This is a genomic window from Micromonospora sp. NBC_00898 (assembly GCF_045207895.1).
In the GTDB taxonomy this organism is placed as follows: domain Bacteria; phylum Actinomycetota; class Actinomycetes; order Mycobacteriales; family Micromonosporaceae; genus Micromonospora.
This window is the reverse complement of record NZ_CP108775.1, coordinates 1,678,109-1,691,916: the sequence shown is the minus strand read 5'-3', so window position 1 is coordinate 1,691,916 and position 13,808 is coordinate 1,678,109. Positions and strand designations below refer to the sequence as shown.

Genomic DNA, 13,808 nt, shown 5'->3' with positions numbered 1-13,808 from the left:
CCTGCGATGAACTTACCTCGCGGGAGCGACGAAAAGCCCGCCGCGCGCCGGCTTCCGACGTACGACGGGCTGCTGTCCGGCGGCGGTCAGCCCCCGGTCAGGGTCTCCAGCAGATCCTTGGCGGTGTCGCACCGGTCGAAGAGCGCGCCGACGTGCTTGCGGGTGCCCCGCTCCGGCTCCATCATCGGCACCCGGACCAGCGACTCCCGGCCCACGTCGAAGATCACCGAGTCCCAGCTCGCCGCGACCACCTCCGAGGCGTACTGGGCCAGGCAGCGGCCGCGGAAGTAGGCCCGGGTGTCCTCCGGGGGCTCCGTCATCGCGGTCCGGGTCTGCTCGTCGGTCAGCAGCGTCTTCATCGACCCGCGCGACACCAGCCGGTGGTAGAGCCCCTTCTCCGGCCGGACGTCGGAGTACTGCAGGTCGACCAGTTGGAGCTTGTGCGAGCCCCAGGCGAGCTTCTCCCGCTCCCGGTACCCCTCCAGCAGCCGCAGCTTGGCCACCCAGTCCAACTCGTCGGCGCAGAGGAACGCGTCCCGGCCGAGCCGGTCCAGCACGCTCTCCCAGCGGTCCAGCACATCCGCGGTCTGCTCGTCGACGTCACTGCCGTACCGGTCGTCCACGAAGGACCGGACCCGCTCCAGGTACGCCCACTGCACGTCCAGCGCGGTCAGCTTGCGGCCGTCGCGCAGCCGCATCAGGTGCTTCAGCGACGGGTCGTGGCTGACCGCGCGCAGCTCGCTGACCGGGTCGGCGATGCCCAGGTCGGAGCCGAGCGCCTTCTCCTCGATCATGGTGAGGATGAGCGCGGTGGTGCCGACCTTCAGGTAGGTGGAGATCTCCGAGAGGTTGGCGTCGCCGATGATGACGTGCAGCCGGCGGTACTTGTCGGCGTCGGCGTGCGGCTCGTCGCGGGTGTTGATGATCGGCCGCTTGAGGGTGGTCTCCAGCCCCACCTCGACCTCGAAGAAGTCGGCGCGCTGGGAGATCTGGAAGCCGCTCTGGCCGCCGTCCTGGCCGATGCCGACCCGGCCGGCGCCGCAGACGATCTGCCGGGTGACGAAGAACGGCGTCAGGTACGCGACGATGTCGGCGAACGGGGTCTGCCGCCGCATCAGGTAGTTCTCGTGGGCGCCGTAGCTGGCGCCCTTGTTGTCGGTGTTGTTCTTGTAGAGGTGGATCGGGTGGGTGCCCGGGATGGTGGCGGCCCGGCGGGACGCCTCAGCCATCACCCGCTCCCCCGCCTTGTCCCACCGCACGATGTCGAGGGGGTTGGTCACCTCGGGGGTGGAGTACTCCGGGTGCGCGTGGTCGACGTAGAGCCGGGCGCCGTTGGTGAGTATGACGTTGGCCAGCCCGAGGTCCTCGTCGGCGAGCGCCTCGGCCGGGTCGTAGGCCGCGCCGGAGTAGGTGAAGCCACGGGCGTCGCGCAGCGGCGACTCCTCCTCGTAGTCCCAGCGGGCCCGGCCACCGCGGTTGAGTTCCGGGCGCGCCCCGTAGGCGTTCACCACCTGCGAGGAGGTGACCATCGGGTTGGCCCCGGCCTGGCCGGGCACGGAGATGCCGTACTCGACCTCGGTGCCCATGATCCGTCTTACGCTCATCGACTGCCCGCTCCCGCTCGCCCGTCCCGGTCCCCCGTCACGTCGAGCGTAGTCGCCGGCACGCGGTAAGGGGGCACGGCGCGGTGCGGGCGTACGGTGTGGCGACGCGCGGGCCGTCGGGCGTGGACGCGCGGAGGCCCGTGGCGCGCGTGCGCGCCACGGGCCTCCGTCGTGCTGGTCGGGCCTACAGGTACTGGCCGGTGTTGCTGGCGGTCTCTATCGACCGGCCGGCCTCCGCGCCCTTGCCGCCGGAGACGAGCGTGCGGATGTAGACGATCCGCTCGCCCTTCTTGCCGGAGATGCGGGCCCAGTCGTCGGGGTTGGTGGTGTTGGGCAGGTCCTCGTTCTCGCGGAACTCGTCGACGCAGGCGTCGAGCAGGTGCTGCAGCCGCAGCCCCTTGCGCCCGGAGGTGAGGAACTCCTTGATGGCCATCTTCTTGCCCCGGTCGACGATGTTCTGGATCATCGCGCCGGAGTTGAAGTCCTTGAAGTAGAGGACTTCCTTGTCGCCGTTGGCGTAGGTGACCTCGAGGAAGCGGTTCTCCTCGGTCTCCGAGTACATCCGCAGGACGACCGCGTCGATCATCGCCGCCACGGTGGCCTGCGGGTCGCCGCCGTGCTCGGCCAGATCGTCCGGGTGCAGGGGCAGCCCGGAGAGGATGTACTTGGAGAAGATGTCCTTGGCCGCCTCGGCGTCCGGCCGCTCGATCTTGATTTTCACATCGAGCCGGCCGGGGCGCAGGATCGCCGGGTCGATCATGTCCTCCCGGTTGGAGGCGCCGATGACGATGACGTTCTCCAGGCCCTCCACGCCGTCGATCTCGCTGAGCAGCTGGGGGACGATGGTGTTCTCCACGTCGGAGGAGACGCCGGAGCCGCGGGTGCGGAACACCGAGTCCATCTCATCGAAGAACACGATCACCGGGGTGCCCTCGCCGGCCTTCTCCCGGGCCCGCTGGAAGATCAGCCGGATGTGCCGCTCGGTCTCGCCGACGTACTTGTTGAGCAGCTCCGGGCCCTTGATGTTGAGGAAGAAGCTGGTGTGCCTCTCCTTGCCCTCCCGCTCGGCGATCTTCTTGGCCAGCGAGTTGGCCACCGCCTTGGCGATCAGCGTCTTGCCGCAGCCGGGCGGGCCGTAGAGCAGGATGCCCTTGGGGGGCCGGAGCTGGTGCTCGCGGAACAGCTCGGCGTGCAGGAAGGGCAGCTCGACCGCGTCGCGGATCTGCTCGATCTGCGCGTGGAGGCCGCCGATGTCGGTGTAGTCGACGTCGGGCACCTCCTCCAGGACCAGCTCCTCGACCTCGCTCTTCGGGATCCGCTCGTACGCGTACGCCGAGCGGGGCTCGATCATGAGCGAGTCGCCGGCCCGGATCGGCGAGCCGATCAGGGTCTCGGCGAGGTGCACGATCCGCTCCTCGTCGGAGTGCGAGACCACCAGCGCCCGGTCGCCCGGGGCGCCGTCGGGACCCGCGAGGATCTCCTTGAGCATCACGACCTCACCGACCCGCTCGTAGCCGAACGCGTCGACGATGTTGAGGGCGTCGTTGAGCAGGACCTCCTGGCCGCGCCGGAGCTCGTCGACCTCCAGCGAGGGCGAGACGGCGACCCGGAGCTTGCGCCCGCCGGTGAACACGTCCACCGTCCCGTCGTCGTGCTTCGCCAGGAAGACGCCGTAGCCACTGGGTGGCTGCGCGAGGCGGTCGATCTCCTCCTTGAGCGTCACGATCTGCGCGCGAGCCTCCTTGAGGGTGCTCACGAGCCGTTCGTTGTTCTCGGTCAGCCGCGCCAACTGTGCCTGGGTGGCCGCCAGCCGCTCTTCGAGCTGCCGGACGTGTCGGGGGCTTTCGGTCAACTTGCGCCGCACCAGAGCGAGTTCCTCTTGAAGGAACGCGACCTGCGTGGAGAGATCGTGGGCCTCCTTCTCCCACCGTGCGGCGCGCGAGTCCGCGTCGTCGCTGCGTGCCACGTCCCACCTCCCCGGGGGGCTTGAACGTTCTGACCTAACACTAGCCGCTATGAGCCCGATTCGGTCCCGCGCAACGCGCTCGTCACCGAAGCTTGATCGCCAAGGGCTGGTCGGCGGGCGGGTACCGGCGTTCGGGTACCGTCGGAGCGTGGCACGGGAGAACATGAGGGGTGCACGATGACGCAGGTCACGACGGACCAGCTGCAGGTCTGGGTGGACCAGGACCTCTGCACGGGTGACGGGCTCTGCGTGCAGTACGCGCCGGAGGTCTTCGAGTTCGACGTCGACGGCCTGGCCTACGTCAAGGGCGCCGACGGTGAGCTGCGGCTGGCCCCGGGCAGCCGGGTGGACGTGCCGGAGCACCTGCGCCTCGAGGTGATCGACTCGGCGAAGGAGTGCCCGGGCGAGTGCATCCACGTGGTGCGCGGCAGCGACGGCGTCGAGGTCGCCGGCCCGGACGCCGAGGAGGACTGAGCCGCCCGCCAGCCGGGCCGGCGGGCGACCCGGCCGGCGGCCGCGGTGTGCCGAGCCGACCCGGCATCCGCCGGGCGGCGGGGTGGCGCGGACCGGTTCAGAGCATCGGGCGGCCGACCACCGAGGCGACCAACCGGGCGAACTCCTCGAGCCGGGCGATCTGACCCGCGCCGCCGTCGTCGAGGGTCTTGCCGAAACGCAGCGCGTCGTGCCGCGGCCCGCCGCCCATCTCGTCCCCGGGCGGCGCCTCGTCCAGCGAGGTCAGCAGCAGGTAGACGTCGATGCTGTCGACCCGGATCTCGCCGGTGTCGGCCCGGGTCAGCCGCCGGCGGCAGCCGACCTCGGTCACCGTGGAGACCGGCACCACCCGCAGCGACGAGGTCATCGACCCGGGCGGTCCCTCCCCCGGCGGTACGTCCTCGCCGTGCCAGAGCACCAGTCGGCTGCCGTCGCAGACGACGACCTCCTGCCACACCCCGTTGACCTCGTTGACGAAGCGTTCCAGGGTGAAGCCGAGCACGGAGGCGCCCCGCAGCACCCCGCCGAGCGCCTCCAGGGCCACGTCCGGGTCGCGCAGGTAGGCCCGCGCCGCCGACTCCAGGTCCGTGTACGGAGACCAGTCGGGGAAGACCGCGGGCAGGTCACCGTTGCCGAAGCTCGGGCTGCTCATGCCACCGCCCCCGCCCCCGCCCGCGCGGCGCGGGGCCGGACGCCCCGACCGTCGCCGCCGAGGCCCGTGCGGGGTCGGATCCCGCCGTACGCCCCGATCCGCTCGCTCATGCCACCGTCTCCGCCTGTTCGGTGTCGTGCCGGCGCCGGTCCGCGCCGGGACACATGATCGCCTGCCGCATGCCCGGTCGCCCAGGGCACCCCGTCACGGTTGATCCAGTTCCTCCGCCGGTACCGCCGGCGCGGCCCCGCTGACCTGGTCGGCCGCCGCCTGGCGGGCCGCCTCGGCGGCGCGCAGCGCGTCCCGGCGCTGGACGTACGCCTCCGTGCCCTTGCTGGGCTTGCGGCGGCGCGGCGGCGCGGTGACCCCCGGGGCGAGCTTGCGCGCGGAGACCAGGAACGCGGTGTGTGCGATCATCCGGTGGTCCGGGCGGACCGCCAGGCCCTCGGCATGCCAGTCGCGGACCAGCGACTCCCAGGCCCGTGGCTCGGTCCAGCCGCCCCGCTCGCGCAGCGCCTCGACCAGCTCGGACAGCTGCGGGGTGGTGGCCACGTAGCCGATGAACACGCCGCCGGGCACCAGCGCCCGCTCGACCATGTCGAGGGTCTCCCACGGGGTGAGCATGTCCAGGATGATCCGGTCGAAGCCGGTCTCCCGGCACTGCGCGACGTCGCCGACGTGCAGCCGCCAGGCGGGGTGCGGCCCGTTGAAGAACGCCTCCACGTTGCGCCGCGCGATCTGGGCGAAGTCGTCGCGCACCTCGAAGGAGTGCAGCTCACCCTCCGTGCCGACGGCCCGCAGCAGCGAGCAGGACAGCGCGCCGGAGCCGGCGCCGGCCTCGAGGACCTTCGCGCCGGGGAAGATGTCGCCCATGGCGACGATCTGCGCGGAGTCCTTCGGGTAGATCACCTGGGCGCCGCGGGGCATGGAGAGCACGTAGTCCGACAGCAGCGGGCGCAGCGCCAGGAAGGCGGTGCCGCCCCCGGTGGTGGTGACGACGCTGCCGTCGGGCAGGCCGATCAGCGTGTCGTGCTTGAGGATGCCGCGGTGGGTGTGGAACTCCTTGCCGGGCTCCAGCGTCACGGTGTGCATCCGCCCCTTCGGGTCGGTCAGCTGCACCCGGTCGCCGGGGCGGAACGGCCCCCGGTGCACGGGTGGCAGCGCCGGGACGGCGGGATCGGCCGGGACGGTGGAGGGCTGTGCGGTCACGTGTTCATCTTCCGTTTGGGTTCCAGGAGCTGCGCCAGATCCGCGATGTGCAGAACGCCGACGACATCTTCGCCTGCCGTCACGACGTACTGCGCGCCCGGGTGGGTCTGCACGGTCTGCATCACCCGCTCGCCGTCCGCGCCGACCGGCAGGGTCGGGACCGTGTCCAGGCCGCGGGACACCGCGTCCACCGCGAGCCAGGGCCTGCGTTCCGGGGGTACGGCGTCGGCCCGGGCCGGATCGACCAGGGCGACCGGGCGGCCGGCGGAGTCGACGACGGTGAGCGCGGCGTCGGGGGCGGTGCCCTCCGCGCGCCGGCGCTGCGCCTCGGCGAGCGGGGTGCCGCTGGGCACCGGCAGCACCGGCCGGGCCAGCCGGGCCAGGTCGATCAGCGGGAAGCGGCGGCTGATCCGGGCCAGCCGGATCGATTGGCCGGCGCCCCGCCACAGGGTGAACGCCACCAGCAGCAGCAGCGGCAGCAGCACCGGCGGCAGCGCCCGGCGCAGGGTGAGCGCGACGACCACGGCCAGGGTGCCGAGGGCGACGGCCCGGCCCACCCAGCCGGCCACCTCGGTGCCCCGGTGCCGGTCCCGGGTGAGCGCCCACACGGCGGCGCGCAGGGCGCGGCCGCCGTCGAGCGGCAGCCCGGGCAGGCTGTTGAAGATCGCCACCACCACGTTGCTGGCCGCGAGCTGGAAGGCGAGCTGGTCGGCCAGGGTGCCGTCGGGCACGGCGAGGGTGGCCACGACGGCGGCGGCGCCGAGCACCGCGGAGACCGCCGGGCCGGCGAGCGAGACCAGCAGCTCGACCCGGGGGCTGGGCGCGTCCCGGTCCATCTCGGTGTACCCGCCGAGCAGCTCCAGGGTGATCCCGCGCACACCGATGCCGTACCGGCGGGCGGTCAGCGCGTGTCCCAGCTCGTGCAGCAGCACGGAGCCGAGCAGGGAGACGACGAAGCCGGCGCCGACCAGGTAGCCGGCCACCGGGCCGAGGTCGAGCTGGCGGCGGACCAGTGCCGCGTACGCGACGGTCACCACCAGGGTGAGCAGCAGCATCGAGGCGTCCAGGTGCAGCGGCACCCCGAACACCCGGCCCACGGTCAGGCCGGGACGGCGCCCGCGCCGGCGTGGTGGTCGGGACGGCTGCTGCACCGCACCGATGCTACGCGGCGCGGATCATGTGCCGGTGCGGCGACGGCGGCCCTGTCACACCGTTGCCCTAACCTTCCGGACATGACGGCGGAACCGGTGATCGACGCGCAGGACACCCTCGCCACGGTGGTGGTGCCACCCACGGTCCGGGCGTCGCTGTCGCCGTCGCGGGCGGCGGACTTCAAGACCTGCCCCCTGCTCTACCGCTTCCGCAGCATCGACCGGCTGCCCGAGCGGCCCACCGTGGAGCAGGCCCGGGGCACGCTGGTGCACGCCGTGCTGGAGCGGCTGTTCGACCTGCCGGCGGCGGCCCGCACGCCGGAGTCAGCGGGCGACCTGGTGGCCCCGCAGTGGGACCGGCTGGTCACCGAGGAGCCGGAGCTGGCGGGCCTGTTCGCCGAGGGTGACGCCGTCGGTGTCGCCGAGTTCCTCCGGTCGGCCGCCGCGCTGCTGGAGGGCTACTTCGCGGTGGAGGATCCGCGCCGGTTGGAGCCCGCCGAGCGGGAGGCGTTGATCTCCGCGGTGGTCGACGACGAGTTGCTGATCCGGGGCTACCTGGACCGGCTCGACGTCGCGCCGGACGGGGCCCTGCGGGTGGTCGACTACAAGACCGGCGGCGCGCCGCGGGAGGCGTTCGAGGCGCGGGCGCTGTTCCAGCTCAAGTTCTACGCCCTGGTGCTGTGGCGGACCCGGGGGGTGGTGCCGCGGGTGCTGCGGCTGCTCTACCTCAAGGACGCCGAGATCTGCGACTACACCCCGGACGCCGAGGAGCTGCTGCGCTTCGAGCGCACCGTGGTGGCGCTCTGGCAGGCCATCGAGCAGGCCACCGCCCGGCAGGATTTCCGGCCCCGGCCCAGCCGGCTCTGTGACTGGTGCAGCCACCAGGCGCACTGCCCGAGCTTCGGCGGCACCCCGCCGCCCTTCCCGGTCACCGCCACCACGGACCCCCTGCGCGACGCCCGCTCCGGGCCGGTCCCCCCGGGCGCGGACGAGTGAGTCTCCTCCCCAGGGAGGAGAGCGGGTTCGGCATCGGCGACGACGGGTCGCGCCGGACGGCGGTTAGCGTTCCGGTGTGATGGATCGGCTGAGGGCGTGGGCACGGCACCGGCCGCTGGCCGTCGACGGCTGCCTCGCGGTCGCCCTGGTGCTGCTGGACCTGGTGTTCCTCCTGCTCACCCCGCGGGAGCTGCGCCCCGGGCAGCTGCCGGCCGCGCTGGGCTGGAGCGTGCTCTGCGCCGCGCCGGTGGCGCTGCGCCGGATCGCCCCGTGGCCGGCGGTCGGCGCGGCGATGGCCACCCTGGCGGTGCCGGTGCTGCTCGGGCACGCCCCGACCACGCAGGGCGTGACCTTCGTCGTGCTCACGTACACGATGGCGGCGCACCGGCCGCTGCGGCCGGCGACGCTGGCCGCGGTGCTGCTGTGGGTGCCGGTGGCGCTGGCCAACACGATCGCCCCGCTGGACGGCGTGCTCGACATGGGTCCCGCCTGGCTGGTGCTCAACAACCTGCTCACCGCCTCCGTGGCGTACGCGGTGGGGCGGGCGGTGCACGCCCGGCGGCAGTCGACGCAGGCGCTGCGGGAGCGGGCCCGGGTCGCCGAGGCGAACCAGCGCTCCCTGGCCGAGCAGGCGGTCGCCGACGAACGCCGCCGGATCGCCCGTGAGCTGCACGATGTGGTCGCCCACCACGTCAGCGTGATGGGGGTGCTGGCCACCGGCGCCCGCCGGGTGCTGCGCCGCGACCCGGACACGGCGGACGAGGCGATCGCCACCATCGAGGAGACCAGCCGGGCCACCCTGCGGGAGATGCGCCGGCTGCTGGACGTGCTGCGCACCGACGCCGAGCCGGCCGCCGACCTGGCCCCGCAACCGGGCCTGGCCGGCATCGAGGCGCTGGTCGAGCAGGTGCGGGAGGCGGGCCTGCCGGTGACCCTGCGGGTGGACGGCACGCCCGGCCCGATGGAGGAGGGGGTGGCGCTGGCCGTCTACCGGATCGTGCAGGAGGCGCTGACCAACGCGCTCAAGCACGCCGGCGCGGCGACCGCCCTGGTCCGGCTCACCTTCGCCGACGGTTCCCTGGCGGTGGAGGTAACCGACACCGGGCGCGGCCCGGCTCCGACACCCGACCGGATCGGACACGGACTGGTCGGCATGCGCGAGCGGGTCGCCCTCTACGGTGGGATCCTGCGGACCGGTCCGCGGCCGGGCGGCGGTTTCCGGGTGTACGCGAGGATCCCGCTGGAGCCGGTCGGGGTGGTCCCCGCGTGACCGGCCGAGGATCTCGGGGTTCACGCCGGCCCGGAACGCGGAACCGGCCCGACGGGCCGCACCGGCACGAGCAGCACGACGGGGAGATCCGATGACCGACAGCACGGCGCCGGCACGGCCGGTGCGGATCCTGCTCGCCGACGACCAGCCGCTGCTGCGTACCGGCTTCCGGATGGTGCTCGGCACCGAGGACGACCTGGACATCGTGGCCGAGGCCGGGGACGGTCTGGAGGCGGTGGAGCTGTCCCGGCGGCTGCTGCCGGACGTGGTGCTGATGGACATCCGGATGCCCCGGATGGACGGCGTCGCCGCGACCCGGGCCATCGTCGACGCCCGGCTGCCGGTGCGGGTGCTGATCCTGACCACCTTCGACCTCGACGAGTACGTGGTCGGCGCGCTGCGGGCCGGGGCGAGCGGATTCCTGGCCAAGGACGTGCCGGCGGAGGACCTGGTCACCGCGATCCGCACGGTGGCCGCCGGGGAGGCGGTGGTGGCGCCGCGGATCCTCAGGCGGCTGCTGGACCGCTTCGCCGACGCGCTGCCCGACCCGGCGGCGAGCCCGCCGAAGGCGCTCAACGCGCTGACCGAGCGGGAACGGGAGGTGCTGGTGCAGGTCGCCCGGGGCCTGTCCAACGCGGAGATCGCCCGGGCGCTGTCGGTCAGCGAGACCACCATCAAGACCCACGTCGGGCACGTGCTGACCAAGCTGGGGCTGCGCGACCGGGTGCAGGCGGTGGTGCTGGCGTACGAGACCGGACTGGTGCGTCCGGGGGCGTGAGCGACGGGCGGGCCGGGGAGTTGCCCTCGTCACCTACCGTGACCATCGGCGGCGCGGCGGGGTTGACCATGACGCGACGTGAGGTCCTAGCGTCGGGCGTCGACGACGACGTCGCGGCGGTGCGGGAAAGGTGCGGGAAACCGGTCGACGCCGGTCGGGTCAGGGGCAACCCTGAGTCGGGATCGGGGCCGACCCGCAGCAAGATCTCCGGCACCGGATACGTCCGGGGGTGGACGGATCCTCCAGCGACCGGGCCGAGGATGGAAACTGCCGCACCGGCCAGCGGGGGCGGTGCGGAAACAGCAGGCATACGGAAGAGGTAGATGACGTGACCGCGACGGTGGGTCCGCAGGCGCAGGCCGCGGCCCGGGCCAACGAGGTGTGGAAGGTGTACGGCAGCGGCGAGGCGCAGGTCGCCGCGTTGCGGGGGGTGACCGCGGAGTTCGAACGCGGCCGGTTCACCGCGATCATGGGCCCGTCCGGCTCCGGCAAGTCGACCCTGATGCACTGCCTGGCGGGCCTGGACTCGGTCACCAAGGGCACCGTGTCGATCGGGGACACGACGGTGACCGGGCTCGGCGACTCCGGGCTGACCAAGCTGCGCCGGGACAAGGTCGGCTTCATCTTCCAGCAGTTCAACCTGCTGCCCACGCTCACCGCGCAGGAGAACATCCTGCTGCCGATGTCGATCGCCGGCCGCAAGCCGGACCCGGCCTGGTACGACACGGTGATCGACACGGTCGGCCTGCGGGACCGGCTGGGGCACCGGCCGGCGCAGCTCTCCGGCGGCCAGCAGCAGCGGGTGGCCTGCGCGCGGGCCCTGGTCGCCCGCCCCGAGGTGATCTTCGCCGACGAGCCGACCGGCAACCTGGACTCCCGCTCCGGCGCCGAGGTGCTGAACTTCCTGCGCAACTCGGTACGCGAGCACGGCCAGACCATCGTGATGGTCACCCACGACCCGACCGCCGCCGCGTACAGCGACCGGGTGATCTTCCTCGCCGACGGGCAGATCGTCTCCGAGCTGATCGAGCCAACCGCGGACACGGTGCTGGACACCATGAAGAAGCTCGACGCCCCCGCCGAGGTGGCGCGCTGATGTTCCGCGCCACGTGGAAGAGCCTGCTGGCGCGCAAGGTGCGCCTCCTGCTGTCCGGCCTGGCGGTCGTGCTGGGCGTCATGTTCGTCTCCGGCGCCTTCGTGCTCACCGACACCCTGGGCCGGTCGTTCGACGCGGTCTTCGCCGACGGGTACTCGCACATCGACGTCATCGTCTCCGGCAAGCCGAAGGTCGCGCTGAGCGAGGCCGAGGGCGAGCAGGTGCCCGCGCCGGTGCCGGCGTCCGTGGTCGACCAGGTGAAGGCGAAGGTGCCCGGCGCGGCCGAGGTCAAGGGCCTGGTCAACGCCGACGGCGCCCGGCTGATCGGCAGCAACGGCAAGGTGGTGACCTCGTTCGGGCCGCCGCAGCTGGGCGAGAACTGGGTCGGTGAGGACGACCTGCTCGAGCTCCGCGCCGGCGGACGGGAACCCCGGGCCGACGACGAGATCGTCATCAACCAGGCCCTCGCGGACGCGGCGAAGGTCAAGGTCGGCGACCGAGTCGGCGTGCTCACCCTGGAGCCGAAGAAGGAGTTCACCATCGTCGGTGTCTTCGGCTACAGCGGTGGCCGGGACTCGATGGGTGGGGTGAACGAGGTCGTCTTCACCACCCCGGTGGCGCAGAAGTTGATGCTCGGCAAGTCGGACGCCTTCACCAACGTCACCGTGAAGGCAGCGGACGGCGTGTCGGCCGAGCGGCTGCGCGACGACGTGTCGGCCGCCCTGGGCACCGGCTACGAGGTGAAGACCGGCAAGCAGGCCGCCGCCGACCAGGCGGCCAGCCTGAAGGAAGCGCTCTCCTTCTTCAACAAGGTGCTGCTCGGCTTCGCGGCGGTGGCGCTGCTGGTCGGCACGTTCCTGATCCTCAACACCTTCTCGATCATCGTCGCCCAGCGCACCCGGGAGCTGGCCCTGATGCGGGCCATCGGGGCGAGCGGGCGGCAGGTCATCGGCTCGGTGGTGCTGGAGGCCATCGTGGTCGGCCTGATCGCCTCCGTGCTGGGGCTGGCCGCCGGCATCGGCGTCGGCGCGCTGCTGGCGTACCTGTTCGGGAAGCTGGCCGGCGGGCTGAGCCTGGCCGGGCTCGGCGTGCCGCCGGCTGCGGTGATCGGCGCCTTCGGCGTCGGCCTGGTGATCACCGTGGTGGCGGCCCTGCTGCCGGCGCTGCGGGCGTCCCGGATCCCGCCGATCGCGGCGATGCAGGACGTGGCCACCCCGGACCGTCCGCTGACCAAGGTCACCGTGGCCGGCGGGATCGTCACCGGGATCGGCGGCGTGCTGCTGTTCCTCGGCCTGAACGGCCACGCCGGCGACAACACCCTGGCCACCATCCTCGGCGGCGTGCTCTTCGCCTTCATCGGGGTGGCGCTGCTGACCCCGCTGATCAGCCGGCCGGTCGTCTCCCTGCTCGGGGCGATCTTCGCCTGGTCGGTGCCGGGCAAGCTCGGCCGGCTCAACTCCGGCCGCAACCCGCGCCGCACCGCGATCACGGCGGCCGCGCTGATGGTCGGCATCGCCCTGGTGACCGGCGTGACCGTGATCCTCGACTCGGCCAAGGGCAGCATCAGCAAGGTGGCCGCGGACACCATCAAGGCCGAGCTGGTCATCTCCGGGGCGCAGAGCGGGCCGCGCCCGGCGAGCTTCGACCCGGCGGTGCTGGAGAAGGCGGCGGCGATCCCGGGCGTGCAGCTGGTCGACGGCGAGTACGGCGACATGGGCACGGTCAACGGCACCCGTACCTGGGTGGCGGCGTCGAGCAACGTCGCCTCGTTGCAGCGGATCTTCGGCGCGGAGGCCACCGCCGGTGACATCAGCCGGCTCGGCCCTGACCAGATGCTGTTCAGCTCGGACACCGCCAAGTCGCGCAACGTGTCGGTCGGCTCCCAGGTGACGGTGCAACTGTCCCGGGGCGAGGCCCGCACGTACACGGTCAGCGGCATCTACGAGAGCTCGCAGCTGACCAACCCGGTGGTGCTGCCGCCGCAGGCGGCCGCCGACTTCGCCATCCCGCAGCCGATCCAGGGCTTCGTGCAGCTCGCGCCCGGCGCCAAGGTCGCCGACGTGCAGCCGCGGGTGGAGACCCTGCTCGCCGACAGCCCGGAGGTGTCGGTGGCGGACCGGGACGCGTTCATCAAGCAGCAGACCAGCCAGCTGGACACGCCGCTGCGCATGATCCAGATCCTGCTGGCGCTGGCCATCGTGATCGCGGTGCTGGGCATCATCAACACCCTGGCCCTGTCGGTGCTGGAGCGAACCCGGGAGCTGGGGCTGCTGCGGGCGATCGGGCTGCGGCGGGCGCAGACCATGCGCATGATCACCGTCGAGGCGGTGGTGATCTCGATCTTCGGGGCGTTGCTCGGCGTGGCGGTCGGCACCGGCCTGGGCGCCGCGGTGGTCCGGGCGCTCAAGGACGAGGGGATCACCGACCTGATCCTGCCGTGGGGCCAGATGGGTGTCTTCCTCGCCCTGGCCGCGATCATCGGCGTGATCGCCGCGGTGCTGCCCGCGGTGCGGGCCGCGCGGATCAACGTGCTGGGCGCCATCGCCCACGACTGACAGGTGACAGCAGGGGCCCCGCCGGTCGGCGGGGCCCCT

At 72.7% G+C, this 13,808-nt stretch carries 11 protein-coding genes; 6 read left to right on the top strand and 5 right to left on the bottom strand.

Features of this window, described 5'->3' with window-relative positions; translation table 11 throughout:
- Positions 1–86: 86 nt before the first annotated feature.
- The gene (gene dop / locus OG799_RS08165) at positions 87–1,604 is read right to left on the bottom strand and encodes a depupylase/deamidase Dop (protein WP_406044441.1); all 1,518 of its coding nucleotides are present in this window, start codon (positions 1,602–1,604) and stop codon (positions 87–89) included.
- Between the two features lie 184 nt (positions 1,605–1,788).
- A complete protein-coding gene (arc, locus tag OG799_RS08160) occupies positions 1,789–3,570 on the bottom strand; it encodes a proteasome ATPase (RefSeq protein WP_406044440.1) in 1,782 nt (593 codons plus the stop codon).
- 177 nt (positions 3,571–3,747) lie between these two features.
- Between arc and OG799_RS08155 the strand changes: the two genes are divergently transcribed.
- The gene (locus OG799_RS08155) at positions 3,748–4,044 is read left to right on the top strand and encodes a ferredoxin (protein ID WP_406044439.1); all 297 of its coding nucleotides are present in this window, start codon (positions 3,748–3,750) and stop codon (positions 4,042–4,044) included.
- A gap of 97 nt (positions 4,045–4,141) precedes the next feature.
- Here OG799_RS08155 and OG799_RS08150 read toward each other — a convergent pair whose 3' ends face one another.
- The 3 genes from OG799_RS08150 to OG799_RS08140 all read right to left on the bottom strand — a co-directional run bounded on the left by OG799_RS08150 (position 4,142) and on the right by OG799_RS08140 (position 7,011).
- Positions 4,142–4,714: a hypothetical protein gene (locus OG799_RS08150; protein WP_406044438.1), complete on the bottom strand. Its 573-nt coding sequence runs from the start codon at positions 4,712–4,714 to the stop codon at positions 4,142–4,144.
- 204 nt (positions 4,715–4,918) lie between these two features.
- Entirely contained in the window at positions 4,919–5,923 is a 1,005-nt protein-coding gene (locus OG799_RS08145) for a tRNA (adenine-N1)-methyltransferase (RefSeq protein WP_406044437.1), read from the bottom strand.
- Positions 5,920–7,011 (bottom strand): site-2 protease family protein, encoded by a 1,092-nt coding sequence (locus OG799_RS08140; RefSeq protein ID WP_406046236.1) that lies wholly within the window; start codon positions 7,009–7,011, stop codon positions 5,920–5,922. The genes OG799_RS08145 and OG799_RS08140 overlap by 4 nt, the downstream gene beginning before the upstream one ends.
- Positions 7,012–7,155: 144 nt before the next feature.
- Between OG799_RS08140 and OG799_RS08135 the strand changes: the two genes are divergently transcribed.
- The 5 genes from OG799_RS08135 (at position 7,156) to OG799_RS08115 (ending at position 13,769) form a co-directional block, all read left to right on the top strand.
- A complete protein-coding gene (locus tag OG799_RS08135) occupies positions 7,156–8,070 on the top strand; it encodes a RecB family exonuclease (protein WP_406044436.1) in 915 nt (304 codons plus the stop codon).
- Positions 8,071–8,149: 79 nt separating this feature from the next.
- A complete protein-coding gene (locus tag OG799_RS08130) occupies positions 8,150–9,340 on the top strand; it encodes a sensor histidine kinase (RefSeq protein ID WP_406044435.1) in 1,191 nt (396 codons plus the stop codon).
- Between the two features lie 91 nt (positions 9,341–9,431).
- Positions 9,432–10,118, top strand: a complete 687-nt coding sequence (locus OG799_RS08125; protein ID WP_406044434.1) for a response regulator — start codon at positions 9,432–9,434, stop codon at positions 10,116–10,118.
- A gap of 328 nt (positions 10,119–10,446) precedes the next feature.
- Positions 10,447–11,214, top strand: coding sequence for an ABC transporter ATP-binding protein (locus OG799_RS08120; RefSeq protein WP_406044433.1), 768 nt, complete (start codon positions 10,447–10,449; stop codon positions 11,212–11,214).
- Positions 11,214–13,769, top strand: coding sequence for an ABC transporter permease (locus OG799_RS08115; protein ID WP_406044432.1), 2,556 nt, complete (start codon positions 11,214–11,216; stop codon positions 13,767–13,769). Before OG799_RS08120 ends, OG799_RS08115 begins: the two co-directional genes overlap by 1 nt.
- Positions 13,770–13,808: the final 39 nt, after the last annotated feature.